Here is a 20,859-nt window from a genome sequence, read left to right on the forward strand (position 1 = left end):
AATATAATGTCAACAATAGATAATAATATTATAAACTATCTAATCTTGATTATATTTCATTAGGTAATTTATCATTAATTTAAAAAATTTAAAACTTATAAAAATTCATTTCAATGGAAAATGGTGAAATAATGAAAGCATTAGTCGCAGATGCAATAAATGAACAAGGAATCGAAAACTTAAAGGAAGTATGTGAAGTTGTTGTGGACACAAGCATAACCCCTGAAGAATTACTCGAAACAATCGGGGAATATGATGCAATTCTCATAAGAAGCAGAACCAAATTGCCTGCTGAAGTGATTGAAAAGGCAGACAATCTCAAGATCATTGCAAGGGCAGGTGTAGGTGTGGACAACGTTGATGTGAATGCAGCTACCAAAAAAGGTATCATGGTAGTCAACGCACCTGAATCCACTTCAATCACTGTAGCTGAACACACAATGGGACTCATCCTAAGCACTATCCGTAAGATAGCCATTGCTGACAAATCCACCAAAGCTGGAAAATGGGAGAAAAAGGCATTTATGGGTATGGAACTTAGAAACAAGACCCTTGGTGTAATCGGTATGGGAAGAATCGGATCACAAGTTGTAAACAGATGCAAGGCATTTGAAATGGATGCAATCGCTTACGACCCATACTTGCCACCTGAAGTGGCTAAGAACATGGGTGTGGAATTATACGAAGACATTGAAGACGTATTGACCAGAGCGGATGTAATCACCATTCACGTTCCACTCACTCCTGAAACCGAACATTCAATTTCCACTGAACAATTCAAACTTATGAAAGACACCGCACTCATATTCAACTGTGCACGTGGTGGAGTCATTGATGAAGACGCATTGTACGAAGCGTTGACTACTGGAGAAATCTTAGGAGCAGGTCTTGACGTATATGAAGAGGAACCTGCAAAGGACAACAAATTATTCGAATTGGACAATATCGTATGCACCCCTCACATTGCAGCATCCACCAAAGAGGCTCAAAGGGATGCAGCTATCATCGTAGCGAATGAAGTGATCACATTATTCAAAGGAGACATGCCTAAGAACGTCATCAACATGCCTCGCATGAACAACAGTGAATTCGAAGGAACCAACAATTACTTGGAGCTTTGTGAAAAGTTAGGAAGCTTCATTTCCCAATCCGTAAGCAGCCCAATAAACAAATTGGAAATCACCTACAAAGGTGAAATCGCAAAGATTCCGAATAGAGAACTCTTCACAAGAACCATCCTGCAAGGTATACTAAACCCAATCACTGAAACTGCAGTTAACGCTGTAAACGCAACCACTGTTGCAAAGGCAAGAGGAATCAGCATTACCGAAGCGGTAAGCGATGACAGCGAAGGTTATGAAACCATGATCAAGGTTGCTGCCAAAACCAAGGCTGGCCAAATGTCTGCAGACGGTACTTACTTGCACGAACCAAAGATCATCAAGGTCAATGGATACTGGGTGGATGTGAAACCTGAAGGAAACATGTTCATTGCAAAATATAAGGACATTCCTGGAAGCATCGGTGCAATCGGTACCATCTTCGGAGAGAAAAACATTAACATAGGCATCATGCAAGTGGGAAGAGACTCCTCCGGTGGAGAGGCCATCATGATCCTTACCTTGGATGAACCTGCCACTAAAGAGGCAGTTGAAGCAATCAAGCAATTGGACAATGTCTATGACGCCGCAAGATTAACCCTTTAAGTGGAAAAACAGTTAAAACAAAATTAAAATTAAAAAGTTCATATTTGAACTAAAAATAATTATTAGAATTCAATTGAATTCTAATCTCTTTTTCTTTTTTTAAAAATAGTTTTTTATCAATATATTTTTTTTAGATGAATGAATCTAATAATTATTTTCATCATCCAAATCTTCAAGGAATCTGTTATTTACTCCTTTTAAAATAGGCTTTCCATCCCTAAACTCAATTACAAGACCTAATTTAGGGCTTTGGCCATTTATTCTCTCCCCACCTATTTCAACAACTTTCGGATTCAAGTCAATGGCTCCCAAATCCTCATCGGAAACACTGTAAGGATTAAGAGTCTCATCCAATTCATGGGAATACTTATTGGTCTTTTCCCTATCGTCATCAAAATATGAAAGGTCCTTATCCAAATCAAAGAATGACGGACTGAGTTCCTCATCCTCCATTCCATCAATCTCCTCTTTGATCTGCTCTAAGTCCTCAAGCATCAAATCCCTATTTGAATCGGAGAAACTTCCAACTTCAAAGCTAGTTGGTTCGCCATAAGCATTATATGCCTTCATTGTTTCCAATGAATAAGGTTCGCAAACGATTATGTGGAATGGACCATGCTTTGAGAATGTTATAAGATCCGCATGGGAAGGATTTGCATTGTTTCCAGGATGGGAATGTACGGAACCCCATCTTTTCTGGCTTGGAGGAATCATCCAGTCATTGAAGCTGGCACTTGTATGTGACCTCTCTCCAGGAAGGAACAATAGCCCTGTAATGTAGAGAACCTTATCCTTTACATGACCGTCAAACATGGCCAAAAACTCATTGGGATATGACTTCTTGGAATAGAAAACCACAGAATCAATCACTCCCTGGTCAACACAGACCCTTTCAAACTGATTCCTTTCATTCATCTTGGATACTAAATCATCAAATCCCATATCATCACATCTGGCTTTAAAAAATAGATAATTTAATAGTTAAATTTATAATTCTTAAAAATTCTTATTAAAGTAAAATTTCATTCTAATTCTTCAAAAAATTCCTGATTGAAAATGTCCAATTCATAATCAACATAAACTTCAGACCTTGTGGATACTGTCTTTACCTGCTTTTTAGGATTGAAACCTTCAATCTCCCATGACCTCTTATAAACTCCGATTCCTCTTTTCTTCCAGGTTTCAACATCATTGAGGTTTATTCCCCTTTCAAAGAGAAGGTCATGGATTTCATTTGATTTTAATCCCTTTATCCTTTCATTTGCCTCTTCAGAATCGTATTCCTTTTTGAGTGCCCAGATACCATATCCGTTGATGCAGTTTCTCCAACATTCATCCTGTCGCCATTTGAAGTAGCTTGATATATGGTGAGCGTCTATTGGAATTATTCTTGAATCAAAGGATATAGGAAATACAATATTCCTTTCATTATCTGATAGCTTGTCCAAATCAAATTCATTAGAATATTCGTTCAATAAATAATATGTAAAGGAACTTGAGGCCAGTGAGGCGAACACTGAATTTATCTTCTCAACTCTCCCTGAAAATGGAATCTCATCCAAGAGTATGCTGATTTCATCTGAGAAAGTGTAAATGAATTTAGGTGCGAACTGATTGAAGATGTCGAGGCAAACATTTGAAATGATCTTATAAAACTTCTCATCATAAGGCTTTTCAAGACTTAATGCTTTTGATAAACTATGAAACTTGCGACCATCCAAGCGTATGATGATGTTTGAGTTCTTTGGAACCTTCATAGTTGAATAAATCTCATAATCCTTCATTCAATCACCTAAACTAATTTTTCTTAATATTTATGAATCTCACTAGAGCGAATCGTAGCTATGTTCCTACGGAGAAGCATTCGTTGAAGCTTTTTAGCAGCTTGATAGCTGAAAATGCAGCCAGCATGCTTGTTTTTGGGTTTGCTGCAAATGGGTAGTTTTCAGAACTTGTCCTGAACTCACCGAAGTCCCCCTTGACTACAACTTCGTGAACATTCCTGTCAACTTTAGGGTCCACTATGATCTTTACATCAATATCCATATTGCATGCAATGCTTAATGAAGCAGCCACATTGATGTTTACCGGAAACTTCTCTACAGCTTCAGAGGCCTTTCCTTCAAATAGGATCTCTTCCTCTTCAACTTCCCTGCCTAATGATTTAGGTGCCTTTCTAGTGGTAAGGGAAGCTTGGGTGATTTTACCGATGGATGCCGCCTTGATACCATCCAAACCTACAATGGCACCTGATGGGGCATATACTTTCGCCTTATGCTCCTGAGCGGTCTTATGGACCTTGTTTCTGAATTCCCTATCCATCAATGCACCTACACTCATGACCATTAGATCTATGCCTTTTTCCAAAATATCAATAGCTATGGATTTCAAGGCCATAGGTGAAGCTGCCTCAACAACCAGATCCACTTCATCCAACATGTCTTCAAGCTTGATAACAGCTATTCCATGAGCAATCTGTGCAAGGTTTTCCGCTCTTTCAACATCACGATCATAGAAATACTTGATTTCTATTCCATCTTCAGATAGGATTTCATTGACTATTGTATTTGCAATGGCTCCACATCCTACAATACCTACTATCATAAGTTCACCTCGAAGTAAAAATTTGAAAAATCATAAATAAATTTGAATAAATATAAAATTTTTAAAATTTTAATTTGCTTTCCATAATAATAATTAATCTTTATTAAATAAAAAACTATCTTAATAATAATCTTAAGAATTTGTAAACCATTTATTATAAATTGTTAATAACATTGATAATAACAAGAAAAAGATCAAAATTTGCTTCATGAAAAATAAATGAAAAAAGAGAAAATAAAATAAATATGTTAATTAATCTGAAACTACATTTAGAAAAAATAGGCTAATAATCAAAGGATATGGTAAAAATCTCAAAGATTAAAAACATATTCAGTTAAAGAACTATTGTGCTTTTGGTACAGGAGCTTCTATTTGAGCTTCTGCCGGAGCTGCTCTAACAGGCTCTGGTCTTGGACGGATAGACATTTCTTCCCCCGCTACTGGAGGTTTTGGTCTTTTTAAGTCCTGAGGATCAATTAACATAATGTCGCCAATAGCAGTGACTCTGTCGAACTCAATGTTAAGTAAGCCTTCTTGGAAGGTTCTGCCTACTTCTTCTTCAGGTACGAACTGGAATCCGCCTCTAAAGATATCTCTGAACCCTGCAGTTTTTTTCTCAGGTTCTAAAGCTTTTACTTGAAGTCTAGAGATAGTTCCGTATCTGATATTAAGAACTACGTCGTGTACTTGTCCTACATACTGTCCTGCTAATGTATATATATCCAAATCGTAAAGAGTTGAAACTTCTACCATTTTTTTCACCATTATAACTCAATAAATCAAAATAACATGTTTATTATCAATGCACTTAAAACATTGAAAAATCCTTTAATTTCTAAAAATTTTAGCCTATGAACAATGAATTAATAATTAAAGATATGAATTTTTTAATTTTGAAATTTATTAAGAAATCCATATAGAATTTAACAATTAAACATCAAATAAGCCTATTATATAATATATGTATAGTTGCTTATATAAATACTTTATGTTTTTTAAGTCAAAATTAACTATTAAAATTTAAAAAAAGTTAAAAAATTTAAAGAAAAATTAAAAATAATCATAAATCATTTGTAAAAATAAAAAAATAAGAAAAATTTTATATCAAACCGAAAAAATAAGAAAAATTTCCAAGAAAAAATCCGAAAATTTCGAAAAAATGATAATAACATGATAATATCATTGAAAATTACATGAAATCTGAAAAAAATGTTAATGTCATGATAATATCATTAAGGAATTTGGTGGAGATATTAAGAAAATTTAAAAAATTATTAAGAAAAAAAGAAAAAGATAAAAGATAATTTTAAAGTGATCTGAAAAAATCCTTTAAAACTATTTAGAATCTAAAAAGTTTGTAATCATGTTTTTGGTTTCATTCAATGATTCCATAGGTATTCCATTAGGCATTTGGCCCAATTCACCCTTCACATCCTTTAGAATGCTGCCGTTCATTCCCAAGAACATTCCTTCGGAAACAATGTCCATAAAAGTAGCTGGCGGAAGCAGGGAAACACCAACCCTATTGCCTTCCTTGACTGTCAGGTCATTGGTAACCACTTTCAAAGCCCTCTTTCCAAGATTCACATTGCAGATCATCAGGGAATCGGCTTTAGGGTGTTTGCTTACGCTCATAATCTCTCCAACCTTAACATCAATGCCGATAATCGGATCATCGATTGGTCCAAACTTAAATCTGTTCCTAAGGCCTAAAATGGTGTCAAGGAAAAATCTTACCTTGGCAATGTTCTCTTCTGTCTTTTCCCTTTCATCCTTAGGAGCGCCATTCATGAATTTATGAGCCCAATCATCGCCGCCAAGGAAGTCAATGATCCTATGAGCCTTATCCTCAAGCTTTTCAACATCTTCACAATTAGCTAGAGCATCCCCTTCAAGATAGCAGTAAAGCAAGGACTTCAAATCCGGTTCCATCTTTTTGGTTTCTTCAATAGCTCCCTTCTTATTCCAATTGCCTCTGAAACTTCCTGTTTGAACGGTTCTCAAGAATAATTCACGAGCATGCATGGCTATTAGTATTCTATAATCTTTAGCAGTATCCCACATAATATCACAATGCTTTCTCAGTTTTTACTTAAATAGATATTTATTTCTAATACCTATTAAACTATTTGCAATTGAATGCAATCAATTTGGTCTTGCACATATCCTCAACCGCATATTTGATTCCTTCCTTGCCCATTCCACTTGACTTGAATCCTCCAAAAGGCATTGCATCTGTCCTGAAGGTTGATTCCTTATTGATTAATACTGAACCTGCATCGATTTCATTTGCACATCTCAATGCACTGCGAATGCTCTCGGTGAACACTCCTGCCTGAAGGCCATATTGGGTATCGTTTGCAACCTTGATTGCCTCATCCAATCCATCAACCCTAATGATTGGGGCAACTGGACCAAAGGTTTCATTTGCCACCAGATCCATAGTCATGTTGACATTGTCTAGAATGGTAGGTTCATAGAAGCAATCCTTACGATTTCCTCCAAGAATAAGTTCCGCACCATCTTCAATCGCACTGTTTACTGCAGTTTCAATATGAATGGCTGCGCTTTCATTGATTACAGGACCAATGTCAGTTGATTCATCCATTGGATTTCCCATCTTCAATTTGCTTGCCTCTTTTGCAAAAAGATCAATGAACTCATCAGCTATCTTATTATCCAGAATTATTCTCTTAACACCAATGCAGACTTGTCCTGAGAAGAGAAATGCTCCAGATGTAGCTGCACTGACAGCCTTTTCAACGTCTGCATCTTCAAGTACTACCAACGGGTCATTTCCACCAAGCTCCAATGTCAGTTTCTTCATACCAGACCTTGATGAAATGAACAAACCTGTAGCCACACTACCTGTAAATGAGATCTTGTTAATGCCGGTTGACACGACCATAGCATCTCCAACTTCACTACCATAGCCTGTAACAGAGTTTATCACACCATCTGGGAAGTGATTGTTGATTATTTCAGCCAATCTCAATGCAGCCAATGGCGCTTCCATAGATGGTTTCATGACAACAGTGTTCTTTGCTGCAATGGCTGGAGCTATCTTATGAAGGGCCAGATTTACAGGATAATTGAATGGAGTGATTGCCCCGACAACACCAAGAGGAACCTTTTTGGTAAATGCAAAGAACCTCGCATCAACAGAACCTGTAGCATCTATAGGCACTGATTCACCATAGATTCTTTTTGCTTCCTCCGCTGCAAACTGCAATGTTTCAACAGACCTTTGAAGCTCTACAATGGCTTGCTTATATGGCTTTCCAGCTTCAGCAACAATCAGCTTTGCTATATCTTCGCTTTCCCTTTCAAGCTCTTCACAAGCATCAAATAACTTGATTGAAACTTCCTTTGCAGACAAGTCATTCAATGCTCTTCTTGCATTGTTTGCAGATTCAATGGCATCATCTGCATCACTTCTGTATCCTATCGGAACTGTATCCACAAGTTCTCCATTATACGGATTGATGACATCAAAATGGTCGGATTTGTCTATAAGTTCACCATTGATTAAGAATTTCATGATTTTGACTCCTAAATCTTATTTTTATTAGATTTTTATTTTTTTTAATAATTATTAAACTATTTGTTTTATTGAATAATAAGTTTTGGCAAAATCAAATCTATTCGAATTTAGAAGCGATTTCATTAAATGAACCGTTTAATGCATTCATTTCATTTGAATCAATTTCAGTTCCCAAATCGACCAAGTAAGATTTATACATTGAAACTACAAGGAGAATGATTACAATGATTCCTCCAATGATCAATATCAATTCAACAGAACCCTGTCCATTATTGTCTTGAGAAAGCCTATTTAATAAATTAAATTCCTCATTTTTCATAATCATCACACCAATTAGACCAATCCAAAGAAACCCGCTCCAAAGTTATTTATTAAATAAAAGACCAAAAATGCAGAGCAAGTTATTGGAATTGAATATCTAAGTCCCTTCTTCAAGTCCCCATACATGATTAAGGCTATCAAAAATCCTGCTAATATTGAATGGATGATCAAATAAATCTCTGCTGCAAGGGGAGCAACTTCACAGATGGCTCCTCCCTTTCCCAATTCCATCATAAAGGAAGAATAGACTCCAACCATTCCTAGTGCAAAAGGAGCTGCAATTGTTGATGCAATTATTAGAAACATGATTGACATCATAACACTTGCCTTGCGCTCCCTTTTCAATATCAGCATGGCCCTTAAGTCATCACTTACATCAAGAATGATGTCAGATAAGGACCCTCCGCTCTTATGAGCATTCAATATAATCTTAAAGCTTCTTTCCAAGTCTTTCGAATCGAGCCTGATTGCCATATTATTGAATGATTCGTCCAAGCTTTTTCCCATTCGAATCTCTACAACAACTCTTCTAAGTTCATCATACAATGGTCCATTTCCATGGTCGGACATGTCAAGCAAAGCGTTTTCCAAGCTCAAACCTACCTTCAGCATAGATGACAATTGCCTTAGAAAGTCTGGAATGGAGTTTTCTATTTCACTTGCCCTTTTCTCTATTTTCATAAACAGCACTAAAATAAATGATGCTGTTGGAATGAGAATGGCTAAAATAATAGCGAAAATTATGTTAAATGACAGCATTAATGAGGTTAGTGTAAACAGAATTACGGATATGGCATAAACCATCAGAATTATTGCTAAGATTTGGGAAGCCAATGTAAATATTCCTGCTTTCAGAAGGTATTCCTGAAAGCCTATTAAAATAGATTCTTTAGTTTTGTTTTCTATTATATTCGATAATTTGATAATTAAATCTTCTATAAACATTATTTATAGATTTGTATAAGTTATTAATAAATTTAACTTATTTATAGAGTTAAATAAATGATTTAATTAGAATATTATAAAAAACAAGTAAAATTATACTGATTTTGAAAAATTAAAGTGATTTGGTGAAATTATAATTAAATTGAAAAATTAAAATTATATTGGAAAAAATCTAAAAAAAATGTAAAAAAAGTAAAAATGTTAAATGAATTCAAAAAGAATTCATATAACAAGATATTCTCAAAAAGATTCGGATTTGCTATTTAAATCCATAAATATAATATAATTAACATGATATTTAAAAGTTATTATTAATGCAAAATGATAGGAAAAGCCCATCAAGGATAAAATCTAACCAAACTTTTTTTACATGGTGTTAAATAGCAGAGATGACTACTGGATAAAGATTAGAAATAATTTTATTAGAACTTCAAGAAGCAATAAAATTGTTCTTAAACTTATTTCCATAAATTCACCTCCGAATCATTCTTGAGAATATCTGATTTTTTTAGATGGTGAAACCTAAAAATAGATTTTTTGAGTATTATACTTAAATATAACGATTTTTAAAGCCCCAAATTTCAAAATAACATCAATATTAAAGTTAATTTAAAAAATAACAAAGAATTAGTGAAATTATAATTAAATTGAAAAATTAAAATTAGAATGAAAAAATTAAAAAAAAATCTTTAAAAAAAGATTATAATATTTGAGGCAAATCACCAATCAACTTGCCCTTCTTATCCACTAGAACCATATCCTCTATCCTTATTCCAAACTCTCCTTCAAGATAGATTCCTGGCTCTATGGTAATAATCATATTGTTCTCCAATACTGTTTGATCCTTTAAAGATACGGAAGGGTTTTCATGGATATCCAATCCTAAGCTGTGGCCAGTGCTGTGAATGAAATTGTCACCATATCCATATTCAGTTATTATATCTCTTGCCACCTTATCCACTTCACAGGCCTTTACCCCTGCCTTGACTGCATCGATGGCCTTGTCATGAGCCTCAAGAACAATATCAGATATTTCCTCTTGCCTTTCTGTGTATAGGAATGTTCTTGTAGTGTCAGAGCAATATCCTTCAAACTTGCACCCATAATCGACCAGTACAGGAGTCTCTAATATATGTTGTCTTGGAGTGGAATGTGGCAAGCTTGACACTGAACCTGATGCGAATATTGTGTCGAATGATTCAATGCTTGCACCGTTTTTTCTCATCAGATAGCCTAATTCATAGGCACATTCCCATTCTTCCGCTCCCTTCTCCTGCTTGGACCTCACATCCAATTCAATCAGGGACTTATGTGCGATATCTGTTGCCTTGAGTATCCTCTCAACTTCATCATCAGACTTTATCATCCTTTCGGTTGATATTGCATCTGAAATGCTTAGATTGAAGTCATTGAACTTTTGATAGACGTTTGCAGTCAAGTCTGATTCAATGGCCAAATTCTTAATTCCCTCTTCCTTCAAATACTTAATCATCACATCAAAGGACTCATATTTTACAATATCAATGGAAGAGGTGTCCCTTGCAATTTCCATATCCATTCCAGATACAAAAATGATCGGATATTCCTTGATGATTAGAAATGCAAAGCTTGTTGACAAATAACCTGATAGGTAATGGATATTGTTGAAATTAGCTACCAGCATGGCATCCTGGTCCTTTTCTTCCAATTTCTTTAGAATATTGTTGATGTGAAATCTATGAATATCATTTTCTTTAATCTGCATTTAAAGGCCTCAATTGAATTATTAATTTCTTCTATAATTTGTTATATCCTTTATTATTTAAAAATTAAACTAATATTTTAAAAATTCCAACATAACAATTATTATAAATAATCAAATACATAATATAAATATTATAAATTTAAAAACATTTTAAAAATAGCTAAGGATAAGAAACATGTTTGAGGATATTCCAATAAAATTCTTTAAGGGAACTCATAGGATAAGAGACCCGAAGGAGACAATTGAAATAAATGAGGATAAGTTAAGAACCGCTGGAATAACAAGGCTCACTGAAATTACAGACCTTGATAGGGTCAAGATTCCGGTCTTTTCAGCCATTCGCCCAACCGCCCAGTCCGGTGGAGTGAGCGTCTATGCGGGAAAAGGTGCCACAACCGAGCAGGCAAAGGCATCTGCAATGATGGAAGGATTCGAAAGGTATTCTGCTGAAAGACAGGATATAGACAATGAGAGAACCTTTGTAGACACATACAATAACATCAAGAATGACCCATCCATATCTAACAATGTGCTTGACCCAAGAGACCTCCTATTGCCGAATAACTATGGCAACCAGAATGTGGAAAATTCAAGGCTTGAATGGATAGAGGCAGAGGACATAATCAGTGAAGAGACCATTTATGTCCCATCAAATGCGGTCTTCCACCCTTACATTCCAACAAGAGATGTAAATCCTAGTCCAATAGCTATTTTTAAAGGAAATACAAATGGCCTTGCCTCTGGTAACATCATAGAGGAATCCGTTTTGCATGGAATCTTTGAAGTCGTTGAAAGGGATGCATGGAGCATCTTTGAACTAACCAAAAGAAACAAAAAGGAAATCGCTCAGGACAATATTGATAACGAAATCATCAATGAACTTTTAGATAAATTCCATAGTCAAGGAATTGAAATAAAGCTTATGGACATTACAGCTGACTTGAAGATTACAACAATAGCTGCAAGCGCTGACGATACCGTGCTTAAGGATCCTGCACTACTCACTTTAGGTGTCGGAACCCACCTGAACCCTGAAGTGGCAGTCATAAGGGCCCTTACTGAAGTTGCCCAAAGCAGGGCAACCCAAATCCATGGAACCCGTGAAGACACCATAAGGGCGGATTTCATGAGAAAGTCAGGCTATGAGCATATGAAGAAGATGAACAGACATTACTTCCAAAGGGAAGAAGAAACAATCGATCTTGAAGACATTGAAGACAAAAGTTCCCATTCAATCAAAAAGGACATTGAAACAAGCGTTGAAGAGTGTAGAAAAGTAGGATTTGATCAAATCCTCTACACTGACCTTACAAGAGAGGAAATTGGAATCAATGTTGCAAGGGTAATCATTCCAAAGGCGGAGTTATACTCACTTGATGAGGAAAGATTAGGTACTAGAGCTCTGGAATATGATAGAAAAGCAAGAAGAGGATTGGTCTGATTATTTTTAACTAGAATAGGTTGATTATATGACAAAAAAGATCATTGTCTATTTAGGATTATCCATTTTGGAAGATGAGGCAAAGACCATATTGGATGCCGACTACAGACCTCCAGTAAAAAGGGGAGACATCCTAAAGGCAATAGCTGAAAAGCCAGATGTCATAGGAATTATAGATGGGGTTTTCCACCACTCACCTGCAGTTGCCCATAAGGAAATCATGAAGGCATTGGACAAGGGGATCACTGTAGTTGGGGGAAGCAGTATGGGAGCCCTTAGAGCCTCTGAACTGGATGATTTAGGCATGGTTGGAATCGGTTATGTCTACAAGGCATACAGGTCAGGAGCGATCACATCAGATGATGATGTCGCACTTAGCTTTGACCCTGAACGTAATGTGCCAATATCAGAAGCTCTTGTGAATGTTGACTACAAACTGGAATTGGCAGTTGATGAAGGAATAATTACAGACGAGGAGAAGGATTACATTCATAACATTGCCAAAGAGATTTATTATCCGAAAAGGTCCTATCAGAACATTTTCTCAAAAGTGGAAATGGAAGATGAGAAGAAAACCAAGCTTATTGATTTTGTATTGAAGGAAAAGGACATCAAATATCTGGATGCCATTGAAGTTTTAGAGTATATTAAAAATTTAGAATAAATATGAAAAAATAACAATCGTTAATTATTTATATCATAAAAATTAAAACTTATAGACAACACATTAATTTTATAATTAAAATGCTATTTTTAACTCATAAGAAAATACTATTTTTAACTCATAAGGAGGAATAATATGGGCACCAATCAAAAGATGGAAAAGGTTAAGGAGATATTAAAAAACTATAACAAAATAGCCTTGGCTTTCTCCGGAGGGGCAGACAGCACACTCCTTGCATACCTTGCAAAAGAGGTGGGTTGTGATGTGCTTGCAATAACCTATGACAACCAGATATTTCCAAGCGGATTTTTGGAATTTGCCAAAAGAAGAGCATCCGAACTTGGAATAAGACACGAAATTATTGAAAATAATTTCCTAGATGTAGATGATGTTGTTAACAATAGTCCTAAAAGATGTTTAGTGTGCAGAAGATTGATGTACGGTGCCATTAAACAACTGGCTAATCAAGAAGGTTATGAAATAATCATAGATGGAAACAATATAACAGACCTTACTCACGATAGGCCAGGAATACTTATGAAATATGAGTTTGAGATAGAAAGTCCATTCATAGAAGCCGAACTTGAAACCTATGAGATTCATCAATTCCTTGAGGAAAATGATATTGAATATTCAAAGTCAACAACCTGTCTTGCAACAAGAGTCAAGACAAATGAAACCGTTACCCTCGATAAGGTAAATAGAATTGATTACTGCGAATCATTCATTAAGGAAAAAACAAACTCTGAAGTGGCCAAACTTAGAGAAAGCAATAACACAGCCACCATCGAATTGGAAAATATGGGAATCATCTTAGAGAGGGAAAGGATCGAATCAATCGTCAAGGAACTTCAATTAGCCCAATACGATAAGATTCTATTCAATTTTATGATGGATAACAATAAGGAAAACCTCATTGAAGACAAAGAGCTTGAAAAAGGAACCAATAATCTGACCTTAAGAAAGCAATTGCCATTTGGAATAAATATTTCAGAGACCTCAAGAATAATTGAAGAGAATGATAATGAACATATAAGCAATGTTGAAACCATTGAGGATATTGGATACATTAAACTAAATGTTGATCAAAAAGAGTCTAGAATATTTAGAGATGGTAAAATAAGCATTGGGAATAATAAAAATAAAGACGATGCAAAAGAATCTTTAGTTAAAATATTGCCATTGATTAGAAGAACCGTTTAATTGTTCTTCCTTTACTATTTTTTTTAAAAATATAAAAAGATATGAAAATATTGAAAATTTATTAAATGTTTGTAATATATGAAACAAATATCTGAAAACTAATTTTATAAAAACGAAAAAAAATGAAGAAATAAAATAAAAAAGAAAAAGAAATAATTAAAACTAGAGTAAAGTCTTAATTAAATCACTGGCTCTGATGAGCCCAACGAGCTCTCCTTCAATTCCTAAAACAGGTAATTGCTCAACATCAAGAGATCTCATCTTTTCAGCACATACAGAGACTTTTGTTTTGGTGTTTGCAGTTACAACATCCTTGATTGCAACATCCTTGAACACTTTGTCAGTAAACTTGAGATGGTTTTTCTCAATGTATAAAACTGAAGTGCTGTCCCAAGACCATTTGTCTCCTTCGGTACCAACGGAAGAGCTGTGTTCAGTTCTTTCAGAGATGATTTCACTTTCAGCAATGAAGTCGGTTTCAGTCAATATACCGGTCATTCTGTTGTTTGAGTTCAATCCGATAACTGATTTCAATCCGAAGAATTTCATTACTTCAAATGCAACATTCAATGGAGTTTCATCCCAAGTTGCAGGAATGGTCTTGATCATGTAATCTTCTACAGGGTCCTTGATTCCCATGTCTGCAATGGCTAAAGCCACAATATCAAAGGAAGTTACAATACCTACCAATTCATCTTCATCATCTACAACAGGTATTCTTCTGATATTGTTTTCAACCATCTTTTCTGCAACGGTCTTCAATTCATCATCCATTTTTGCTGTAATTAAATCTCTGGTCATTAACATAGCAATTTGCTCTTCATCAGGATTGGTGATCATATCAGAACGAGTCAAAATCCCGACTAATTTGTTAGTATCATTCTTAATAACAGGTACTACAGATACATCCTCTTTTTTCATGATTCTCAAAGCATCTTCACGGCTTCCTGGAACTGTCACATGAATAACATCTGTAGACGCTACATCTTTTACTTTCATAAGTAACACCATAATTGTTTTTTAAATAAGATTAAAGAAAGAGTATTGTGATAATTTTAAAATAATTATATTTTTCTATTTTCACACCTAATTATCACATACTAAAAATATTTTTGTTATAAAATTTTTTTAACAAAAAGTAGTATTCTTATTATACATTTGTTAATATATCGTTTATCATTTAAATAATTATAGGTAATTAATAGGAAATTAGTGAAAAAATAAAAATTAATTAGTGGATTAGCAAATTATTTTATGTGAAAATTAGAAATTATTGTAAAAAATATTATTAAAAATGTTCAATCTAAAATATTTTTATTCGAAGCAATCAAAGTTCTCTTGAGCATATTTATAAAATTGAGCTAAATCCAAACCATTTACAAAAATATGGCTAACTGTTATGGATACAGTCATTTCATAATCCTCATTGACCTTACCCCAAGTAATCAATGGTTGTATTGCATTTCCAGAAGCAGTTGCATTAGTTATTGAATCAAAATCAACCCAAGGAATGCAAGAAAAGTTTGCAATGTTCAGCTCATCCCTTTCCAAAGGGCCTATAGTAAAAGCTGAATCAACTCCCTCTAAAACATTTAATATATTGTCTTCAACATTTTCATGCCATCGGATAAAACTGCTAAATAATTGAGGGGATTGTATTCTTATTTCCTTAAAAACTGTATGCTCTTCATTCATTATAGGGCAAATCGCATCTATATAATTATATTCAATCACTTTTCCATCAACAATTCTTCTTCTCATTGCAGGAATCCTATTTAATGCACCCATTAAAGCCCCAAGAGATAAGACAAAGAAAGAACAATCATGTCTTTTCGAATACTTCCACATACCTTCCACATTAAGTCTTGCAGACATGGTGTATCTTGAAGATAAAAAATTTTTAAATGGATTATTCTCTAAATCAAACTCGATCTCCTTCTCAAAGTTTTTATAAAGATTTTCTCTTAATCCCAAATTCATTTCCTTCATTTTAAACCTCAATCTATGAAAAGTATTTTTTCTAAAAAATATCTGATATGTCATTCACTTCAGTTCTATTGATTATACTGAGATATGGATTATTTGATTTCTGATTAATGATCATAAACTCCGCCTTTTGACCCACTTCTATGTAAGGTTTATTGATTTTTGAAGCTAATGAAGTGTTTATGCCTACATTAGTTGTTGCCATTTTCAATATTTCTACAGGTGCTATGTAATCCTTTGAAATCCCTTTCATTATCTTTAAGGTAAACTCCATTTCTCTAAATAGATTAGGGCTGTTTATCATTATATTGTCACTGCCTATCAAAGGTTTTACTCCTGTTTTCAATATGTCAAAAAGTGGAATGATTCCAACGCTCAATGCACCGTTTGAACGAGGGCAGATTGTTAAGGATGAATCTGATCTTGAAAGCTGATTGATGTCATCTTCCTTTGGATTGGTCATATGGACAATCTGATTGAATCCTGCATCGAATGCCCTTTGAGGCTCTGTTTTGTCTGTTTTTTCAAGTGATGCGAATTGGTTGTCTTCACTTTCAGCAACATGAATGGATGATATTTTTCCAGCGGCTTCACATTTTTCACAGATGATTTCAGCCACTGTTGTATCAATCTCACCAAAACCGCTTAGGCCAATACCATCAGCTTCCTTCAATAACTTTCTGATTGCTACCTTAACCTGATGGTAATTTGCATCCTCACCATAGAAAGAGCTGTCACGGGCAAGTATGATTGGAGTGATTGGAATGTCTTTGGCTGCCTCCTTAAGAAGCCTGACCCCTTCAAGGCCACCTTCACGATAATCAATGAAATGACTGATTCCAAGATTGTACATGTCCCACATAGATTCTCTCATAGCGTCTATCAGTTCATCGTCATCTGCTGATTCCAAAGCAATATGCTTTATTCCATGAGGAGGCTTAACCATTTCATCAAGACTCAGACCGTCTCCTTCATCCTTTATTATGGAATCCCCAATATGGGTGTGGGCATTCATGAACCTTGGACAAACTATCTTGCCTGATGCGTCAATGATTTCCCCTTCCAGTGCATCCTTAGAGATTTCCATGATATTGTTATCGTCGTCAATGACAATGTTTTCCTTTGCAGGACTCAATTCAATTCCTTTCAGAACCAATCCATTTGCTATAGTCTTCATCATTATTAGTTTTAAAATAAGTTTTATATATTTTTATTTAAAAATTATTAATTAACTTAAAATAATTAGGATGTGTAATCATGGAAACAATCAGTGAATTCAAAGGATTAAACGGAAACATTGTAGCATTCAAGGAAGCGGTCGGAGATGTGGAAAAGGTTACATTCTTAGGCACACCTGGTGTCTGTACACCATTTGCAGCATTGTTCTCATATGCAATAAGGGATAAGGAAGTTCATTTCATCTCTTCAACAAAGATTGAAACCTGTCACAAATTCGAATTCAAGCCATACGGCATGCAGCTTAACGATGAGGTGTCCGACCCTCATGAATCTGATGCTGTTGTACTGTTAGGAGGACTTACCATGCCTAAGGCCAATACGGATGTTGATGAATTGAATGAGACAATCAATGAAATCCTAAAGGAAGATGGCAAGATAATCGGTGTAGGCTACATGGATATGTTCACCAAAGCAGGATGGTTGGATAAGGTTGACTTCGACTGCATTGTAGATGGAACATTGACTGGAGTTACCAAAAAATAAGAATAGTTTAAAATAAGAAAATAAGTAAAATTTAAAAAAAAGTAAAAAATGTTAAGAGTTAAAAACTCTTAAGCCATGAAAAAGTTTTGGTCAAGGTTTTTGAGGCAAAGCCTCAAAAAGCTTGTCTATTCATTAGATAATTCCAATTTTTTATTTATATCTCTTGCTTGAAGAGAGTAATAAATGAAAAATCCTAGCCAGAACACTGCGGCAAAGATACATGCTATTGCAATCCAAGTAATGATCGGACCGATTCCTAAGCTAATAGGCATCCATTTCAAGTAGATTGCCATAGCGAACAATACACCCATACCTATTACCATTTGGAAAATGACTTGAAGTGGAAATGGAACTTCCTCTTTTTCATAGATCAATCCACTTAAGCTGAATGCCCATCCGATTACAATGGATCCGAAGAAGGCATTTATAATTTCTCCACCACTGAATGAGACATTGGCAGGCCCTATGGCATATGATCCCAAAACCATTACTAGCATTACAACAAAGCATCCTACAAATGCCCCTAATCCTAATCTTTCTATTAAATCGATTTTCATATAACCACCTTTACATTAATAAAATTATAAATCTAAAGCACTTTTAAAATCTGATAGATATTTTCTTGAAATATTATCCTTCAAACCGTTCTTAAGTTCAATGAACATCATTCCCTTTAAAGAAGGAGCCACTCTCTTTATCTTTCTCAAATTGACAATTGTGGTCTTTGAGACCCTTACGAAATTAGAGTCCAGATTCTCTTCAATCTGATAGAGAGGTTTCTTTATCAAATAATCCCTATCCTCTGTATAGACCTTTGTCTGCTTGTCTTCCACTCTAATCATGAAGATGTCTTCAAAATCCAAAAGGACAATATCCTGCCCTTTCTTAACAGCCAATATTGAATTGTCACCGATTCCTTCCTCATCCTCTTGAGTTTCACTTTCCAGAAGAACCATAGCCTTTTGAATATTGTCTGTCAATACATCTGTGTATATCTCAGCATAAGGTTCCTCAAGATCCTTTGAAACAAATAATTGCACTTTCATAAGATAACCAAATAATTTTTATAAATTAATAATCAATCTTAATTATTGTTTTTTAAGAACATAAATATTTTTAAAATCAATGATTATTTTCTCATCTTTTCCATTTCCTTTTCAATCATTTGATCTCTGTATTTCTCATCGAATTTCTCAAAGAAAACGAAGGTTTTGAGATAATGGGATACCAAACCGATTCCCCAGAAGAAGCTCACCCAGTAAAACCACCATTCACCACGGGAAAACAATACATTTATGATAATAAGAATTATGTTGACAGCAACATAACTGTATAAATGGCGATAAAAGCCCATTTTTTCATCTACTCTTTTTTCTGCTCTGTTGTATAATTCACTTTCTGACATTTAATCACACTACAAATTTTTTTATAATTTCTTTTCTCTAAAATGATTAATGAAATTCCATTTGTTTTTAGATAATATTACTTAGTTTATCCTTATATAAATGAATACTTATCCAAATTAACAAGATGCAAAAACATAGTGCTGAAATGCAAAAAACCAATACTGAAAATATGGAAGAAAAATTAAGAAAATCAATTTTAAAAAAATGATTTAAAAAATTTAATATAATACATAATACAAAATAATATTTACCCTATTTTTTAAAGAAATCTATAAAAAATTAACTTTATAGAGAGCATTTTCTTATCATCAATTCAAGGGAGGTGTCAAGATGGAAACTAATAATATAAGATATTTTTATAGGAATATAGTAAAATCCGGCAAGAAATATCGTATAAAATATAATAATAAGGATTATGGCGAATTTAGTAAGCTATCTGATGCCCTCTATGAAAGGGATTGCCTCTTCTATTGCAATTTTGATTACGACCTGCTTGTGGAATGCGATTTGCCTAACAGATATGAGAACATGGAACTTCCCCCATTTCCTGAAAGCCGTCCAAGGGGACAGATCAAGGGACTGAAATTCAATAAGAAGGAACAGGAAGGGGAAATCATCTTCGACCATAAGGAACGTAAGTTCTGTGTGAAAAGAGGAGAGGAACATTTCGGCAAATATGATAGTATGGTCGAAGCTTATTTTGTAAAGAAAACATTAATGGAACATGATTGGGACAGAGCCTGTCTCATTCAAAACAGAAAGATCAGAGAGGATATTTTCCTTAATCAGAAAGTTAAGTCAAGCGAACCGTTACTTCCTAAATTCTGTCCTCAATGTGGTAATAGAGTTAAGGAAGATGATAAGGTCTGTAAGATTTGCGGTATAAAATTACATGGAAAATAAGAAATTATTAAAAAATAATTTTAAAAAAAGTTTAAAATAAAAAATAAAAAAATAGGATTATAATGAACTTTTAATAGCATTATAACCGTTTTCAATAGCTTTTAAATTCATCTCATGGAATTTAGGAGCTAAATTGTGTTTCATTGCAGTTTCAACTGTTTCCTTAGAAAGTGGGAAACTGTCATTTGCAACACATGCACCTAAAAGCACCATATTCAATGATAAAATGCTTCCTGCATCTTTAGCAAGGCCATTTCCTTCAATAGGATAAACTGAATCAAAATTATCCTTTAGATTCTTAATGATATCTTCAATTTCAGGATAGCTTTCTCCAGTTTGAGTTAAAGTTGAAGGTACAATAGGGAAAGTATTAAAGATGAGAGTAGTATCTTTATTTGCCTTATTCAATCCCCTTAAGACTTCAATAGGTTCAAAAGCAAGAATCAAGTCTGCTTTGGATTCCTCTACAATAGATGATTTGAAGTTGCCTATCTTAAGCTCGGTTGATACAGATCCTCCCCTTTGGCTCATACCATGAATCTCACTCATTACAACATCATAACCTTCAAGCATTGCAGATTCTCCAATGATTACAGATGTCTTAATGATTCCCTGACCTCCTACACCGGAAATGTAAATGCTGTAATTGTTATTTTCATTATTATCCATC

Annotated in this window: 22 protein-coding genes and 1 pseudogene; 6 read left to right on the top strand and 17 right to left on the bottom strand. The window is 34.5% G+C overall.

Annotated elements, in window-relative coordinates; all coding sequences use genetic code 11:
* Nucleotides 1–131: 131 nt before the first annotated feature.
* The gene (gene serA / locus IJE13_RS03530; RefSeq protein WP_292777152.1) at nt 132–1,706 is read left to right on the top strand and encodes a phosphoglycerate dehydrogenase; all 1,575 of its coding nucleotides are present in this window, start codon (nt 132–134) and stop codon (nt 1,704–1,706) included.
* A 144-nt stretch (nt 1,707–1,850) separates the two neighbouring features.
* On the opposite strand, the gene IJE13_RS03535 is transcribed toward serA, so the two are convergent.
* The 10 genes and pseudogenes from IJE13_RS03535 to IJE13_RS03575 form a co-directional block, all read right to left on the bottom strand.
* Nucleotides 1,851–2,648 carry a Mov34/MPN/PAD-1 family protein gene (locus IJE13_RS03535; protein ID WP_292777154.1) on the bottom strand — a complete coding sequence of 266 codons (798 nt, stop codon included), beginning with the start codon at nt 2,646–2,648 and terminating at the stop codon, nt 1,851–1,853.
* Between the two features lie 80 nt (nt 2,649–2,728).
* Nucleotides 2,729–3,490, bottom strand: coding sequence for a tRNA(His) guanylyltransferase Thg1 family protein (locus IJE13_RS03540; RefSeq protein WP_292777158.1), 762 nt, complete (start codon nt 3,488–3,490; stop codon nt 2,729–2,731).
* Between the two features lie 58 nt (nt 3,491–3,548).
* Nucleotides 3,549–4,310 carry an aspartate dehydrogenase gene (locus IJE13_RS03545; RefSeq protein WP_292777160.1) on the bottom strand — a complete coding sequence of 254 codons (762 nt, stop codon included), beginning with the start codon at nt 4,308–4,310 and terminating at the stop codon, nt 3,549–3,551.
* 342 nt (nt 4,311–4,652) lie between these two features.
* The gene (locus IJE13_RS08710) at nt 4,653–4,793 is read right to left on the bottom strand and encodes a hypothetical protein (protein WP_366514847.1); all 141 of its coding nucleotides are present in this window, start codon (nt 4,791–4,793) and stop codon (nt 4,653–4,655) included.
* Nucleotides 4,794–5,075, bottom strand: a pseudogene (locus IJE13_RS08715) (PRC-barrel domain-containing protein); the annotation flags it as partial. It abuts the gene before it with no gap.
* 570 nt (nt 5,076–5,645) lie between these two features.
* Nucleotides 5,646–6,374, bottom strand: coding sequence for a tRNA-binding protein (locus IJE13_RS03555; RefSeq protein WP_292777165.1), 729 nt, complete (start codon nt 6,372–6,374; stop codon nt 5,646–5,648).
* A gap of 61 nt (nt 6,375–6,435) precedes the next feature.
* Nucleotides 6,436–7,851 carry a lactaldehyde dehydrogenase gene (locus tag IJE13_RS03560; protein WP_292777167.1) on the bottom strand — a complete coding sequence of 472 codons (1,416 nt, stop codon included), beginning with the start codon at nt 7,849–7,851 and terminating at the stop codon, nt 6,436–6,438.
* Between the two features lie 100 nt (nt 7,852–7,951).
* Nucleotides 7,952–8,173: a class III signal peptide-containing protein gene (locus IJE13_RS03565; protein WP_292777170.1), complete on the bottom strand. Its 222-nt coding sequence runs from the start codon at nt 8,171–8,173 to the stop codon at nt 7,952–7,954.
* A gap of 14 nt (nt 8,174–8,187) precedes the next feature.
* Entirely contained in the window at nt 8,188–9,120 is a 933-nt protein-coding gene (locus IJE13_RS03570; protein ID WP_292777173.1) for a type II secretion system F family protein, read from the bottom strand.
* Between the two features lie 700 nt (nt 9,121–9,820).
* Nucleotides 9,821–10,864 carry an aminopeptidase P family protein gene (locus IJE13_RS03575; RefSeq protein WP_292777175.1) on the bottom strand — a complete coding sequence of 348 codons (1,044 nt, stop codon included), beginning with the start codon at nt 10,862–10,864 and terminating at the stop codon, nt 9,821–9,823.
* A gap of 175 nt (nt 10,865–11,039) precedes the next feature.
* Here IJE13_RS03575 and IJE13_RS03580 point away from each other — a divergent pair, with 175 nt between their 5' ends.
* From IJE13_RS03580 to IJE13_RS03590, 3 genes are all read left to right on the top strand, one after another.
* The gene (locus tag IJE13_RS03580; RefSeq protein WP_292777177.1) at nt 11,040–12,305 is read left to right on the top strand and encodes a YcaO-related McrA-glycine thioamidation protein; all 1,266 of its coding nucleotides are present in this window, start codon (nt 11,040–11,042) and stop codon (nt 12,303–12,305) included.
* A gap of 28 nt (nt 12,306–12,333) precedes the next feature.
* The gene (locus IJE13_RS03585; RefSeq protein ID WP_292777179.1) at nt 12,334–12,969 is read left to right on the top strand and encodes a TfuA-related McrA-glycine thioamidation protein; all 636 of its coding nucleotides are present in this window, start codon (nt 12,334–12,336) and stop codon (nt 12,967–12,969) included.
* 135 nt (nt 12,970–13,104) lie between these two features.
* The gene (locus tag IJE13_RS03590; RefSeq protein WP_292777181.1) at nt 13,105–14,172 is read left to right on the top strand and encodes a 7-cyano-7-deazaguanine synthase; all 1,068 of its coding nucleotides are present in this window, start codon (nt 13,105–13,107) and stop codon (nt 14,170–14,172) included.
* Between the two features lie 162 nt (nt 14,173–14,334).
* Here the strand turns inward: IJE13_RS03590 and IJE13_RS03595 are convergent, their stop codons facing one another.
* The 3 genes from IJE13_RS03595 to IJE13_RS03605 all read right to left on the bottom strand — a co-directional run bounded on the left by IJE13_RS03595 (nt 14,335) and on the right by IJE13_RS03605 (nt 17,335).
* Nucleotides 14,335–15,171, bottom strand: coding sequence for a CBS domain-containing protein (locus IJE13_RS03595; protein WP_292777183.1), 837 nt, complete (start codon nt 15,169–15,171; stop codon nt 14,335–14,337).
* A 315-nt stretch (nt 15,172–15,486) separates the two neighbouring features.
* Nucleotides 15,487–16,161, bottom strand: a complete 675-nt coding sequence (locus tag IJE13_RS03600; protein WP_292777185.1) for a CatA-like O-acetyltransferase — start codon at nt 16,159–16,161, stop codon at nt 15,487–15,489.
* 31 nt (nt 16,162–16,192) lie between these two features.
* Entirely contained in the window at nt 16,193–17,335 is a 1,143-nt protein-coding gene (locus IJE13_RS03605) for an amidohydrolase family protein (protein ID WP_292777188.1), read from the bottom strand.
* 80 nt (nt 17,336–17,415) lie between these two features.
* On the opposite strand from IJE13_RS03605, the gene IJE13_RS03610 reads away from it, so the two are divergent.
* On the top strand, nt 17,416–17,880 hold the full coding sequence (locus IJE13_RS03610) for a DUF2124 family protein (RefSeq protein ID WP_292777191.1): 465 nt from the start codon (nt 17,416–17,418) through the stop codon (nt 17,878–17,880).
* 125 nt (nt 17,881–18,005) lie between these two features.
* Here IJE13_RS03610 and IJE13_RS03615 read toward each other — a convergent pair whose 3' ends face one another.
* From IJE13_RS03615 to IJE13_RS03625, 3 genes are all read right to left on the bottom strand, one after another.
* Nucleotides 18,006–18,437 carry a DUF3021 domain-containing protein gene (locus IJE13_RS03615; protein WP_292777193.1) on the bottom strand — a complete coding sequence of 144 codons (432 nt, stop codon included), beginning with the start codon at nt 18,435–18,437 and terminating at the stop codon, nt 18,006–18,008.
* 24 nt (nt 18,438–18,461) lie between these two features.
* Nucleotides 18,462–18,926, bottom strand: a complete 465-nt coding sequence (locus tag IJE13_RS03620; protein WP_292777195.1) for a LytTR family DNA-binding domain-containing protein — start codon at nt 18,924–18,926, stop codon at nt 18,462–18,464.
* Nucleotides 18,927–19,009: 83 nt separating this feature from the next.
* A complete protein-coding gene (locus IJE13_RS03625) occupies nt 19,010–19,285 on the bottom strand; it encodes a 2TM domain-containing protein (RefSeq protein ID WP_292777198.1) in 276 nt (91 codons plus the stop codon).
* A gap of 331 nt (nt 19,286–19,616) precedes the next feature.
* Between IJE13_RS03625 and IJE13_RS03630 the strand changes: the two genes are divergently transcribed.
* Nucleotides 19,617–20,189: a zinc ribbon domain-containing protein gene (locus IJE13_RS03630; RefSeq protein WP_292777200.1), complete on the top strand. Its 573-nt coding sequence runs from the start codon at nt 19,617–19,619 to the stop codon at nt 20,187–20,189.
* Between the two features lie 57 nt (nt 20,190–20,246).
* Here IJE13_RS03630 and IJE13_RS03635 read toward each other — a convergent pair whose 3' ends face one another.
* Entirely contained in the window at nt 20,247–20,858 is a 612-nt protein-coding gene (locus tag IJE13_RS03635) for an indolepyruvate oxidoreductase subunit beta (RefSeq protein ID WP_292777202.1), read from the bottom strand.
* Nucleotide 20,859: the final 1 nt, after the last annotated feature.

Source organism: Methanobrevibacter sp. (genome assembly GCF_017410345.1).
In the GTDB taxonomy this organism is placed as follows: Archaea; Methanobacteriota; Methanobacteria; order Methanobacteriales; family Methanobacteriaceae; genus Methanobrevibacter.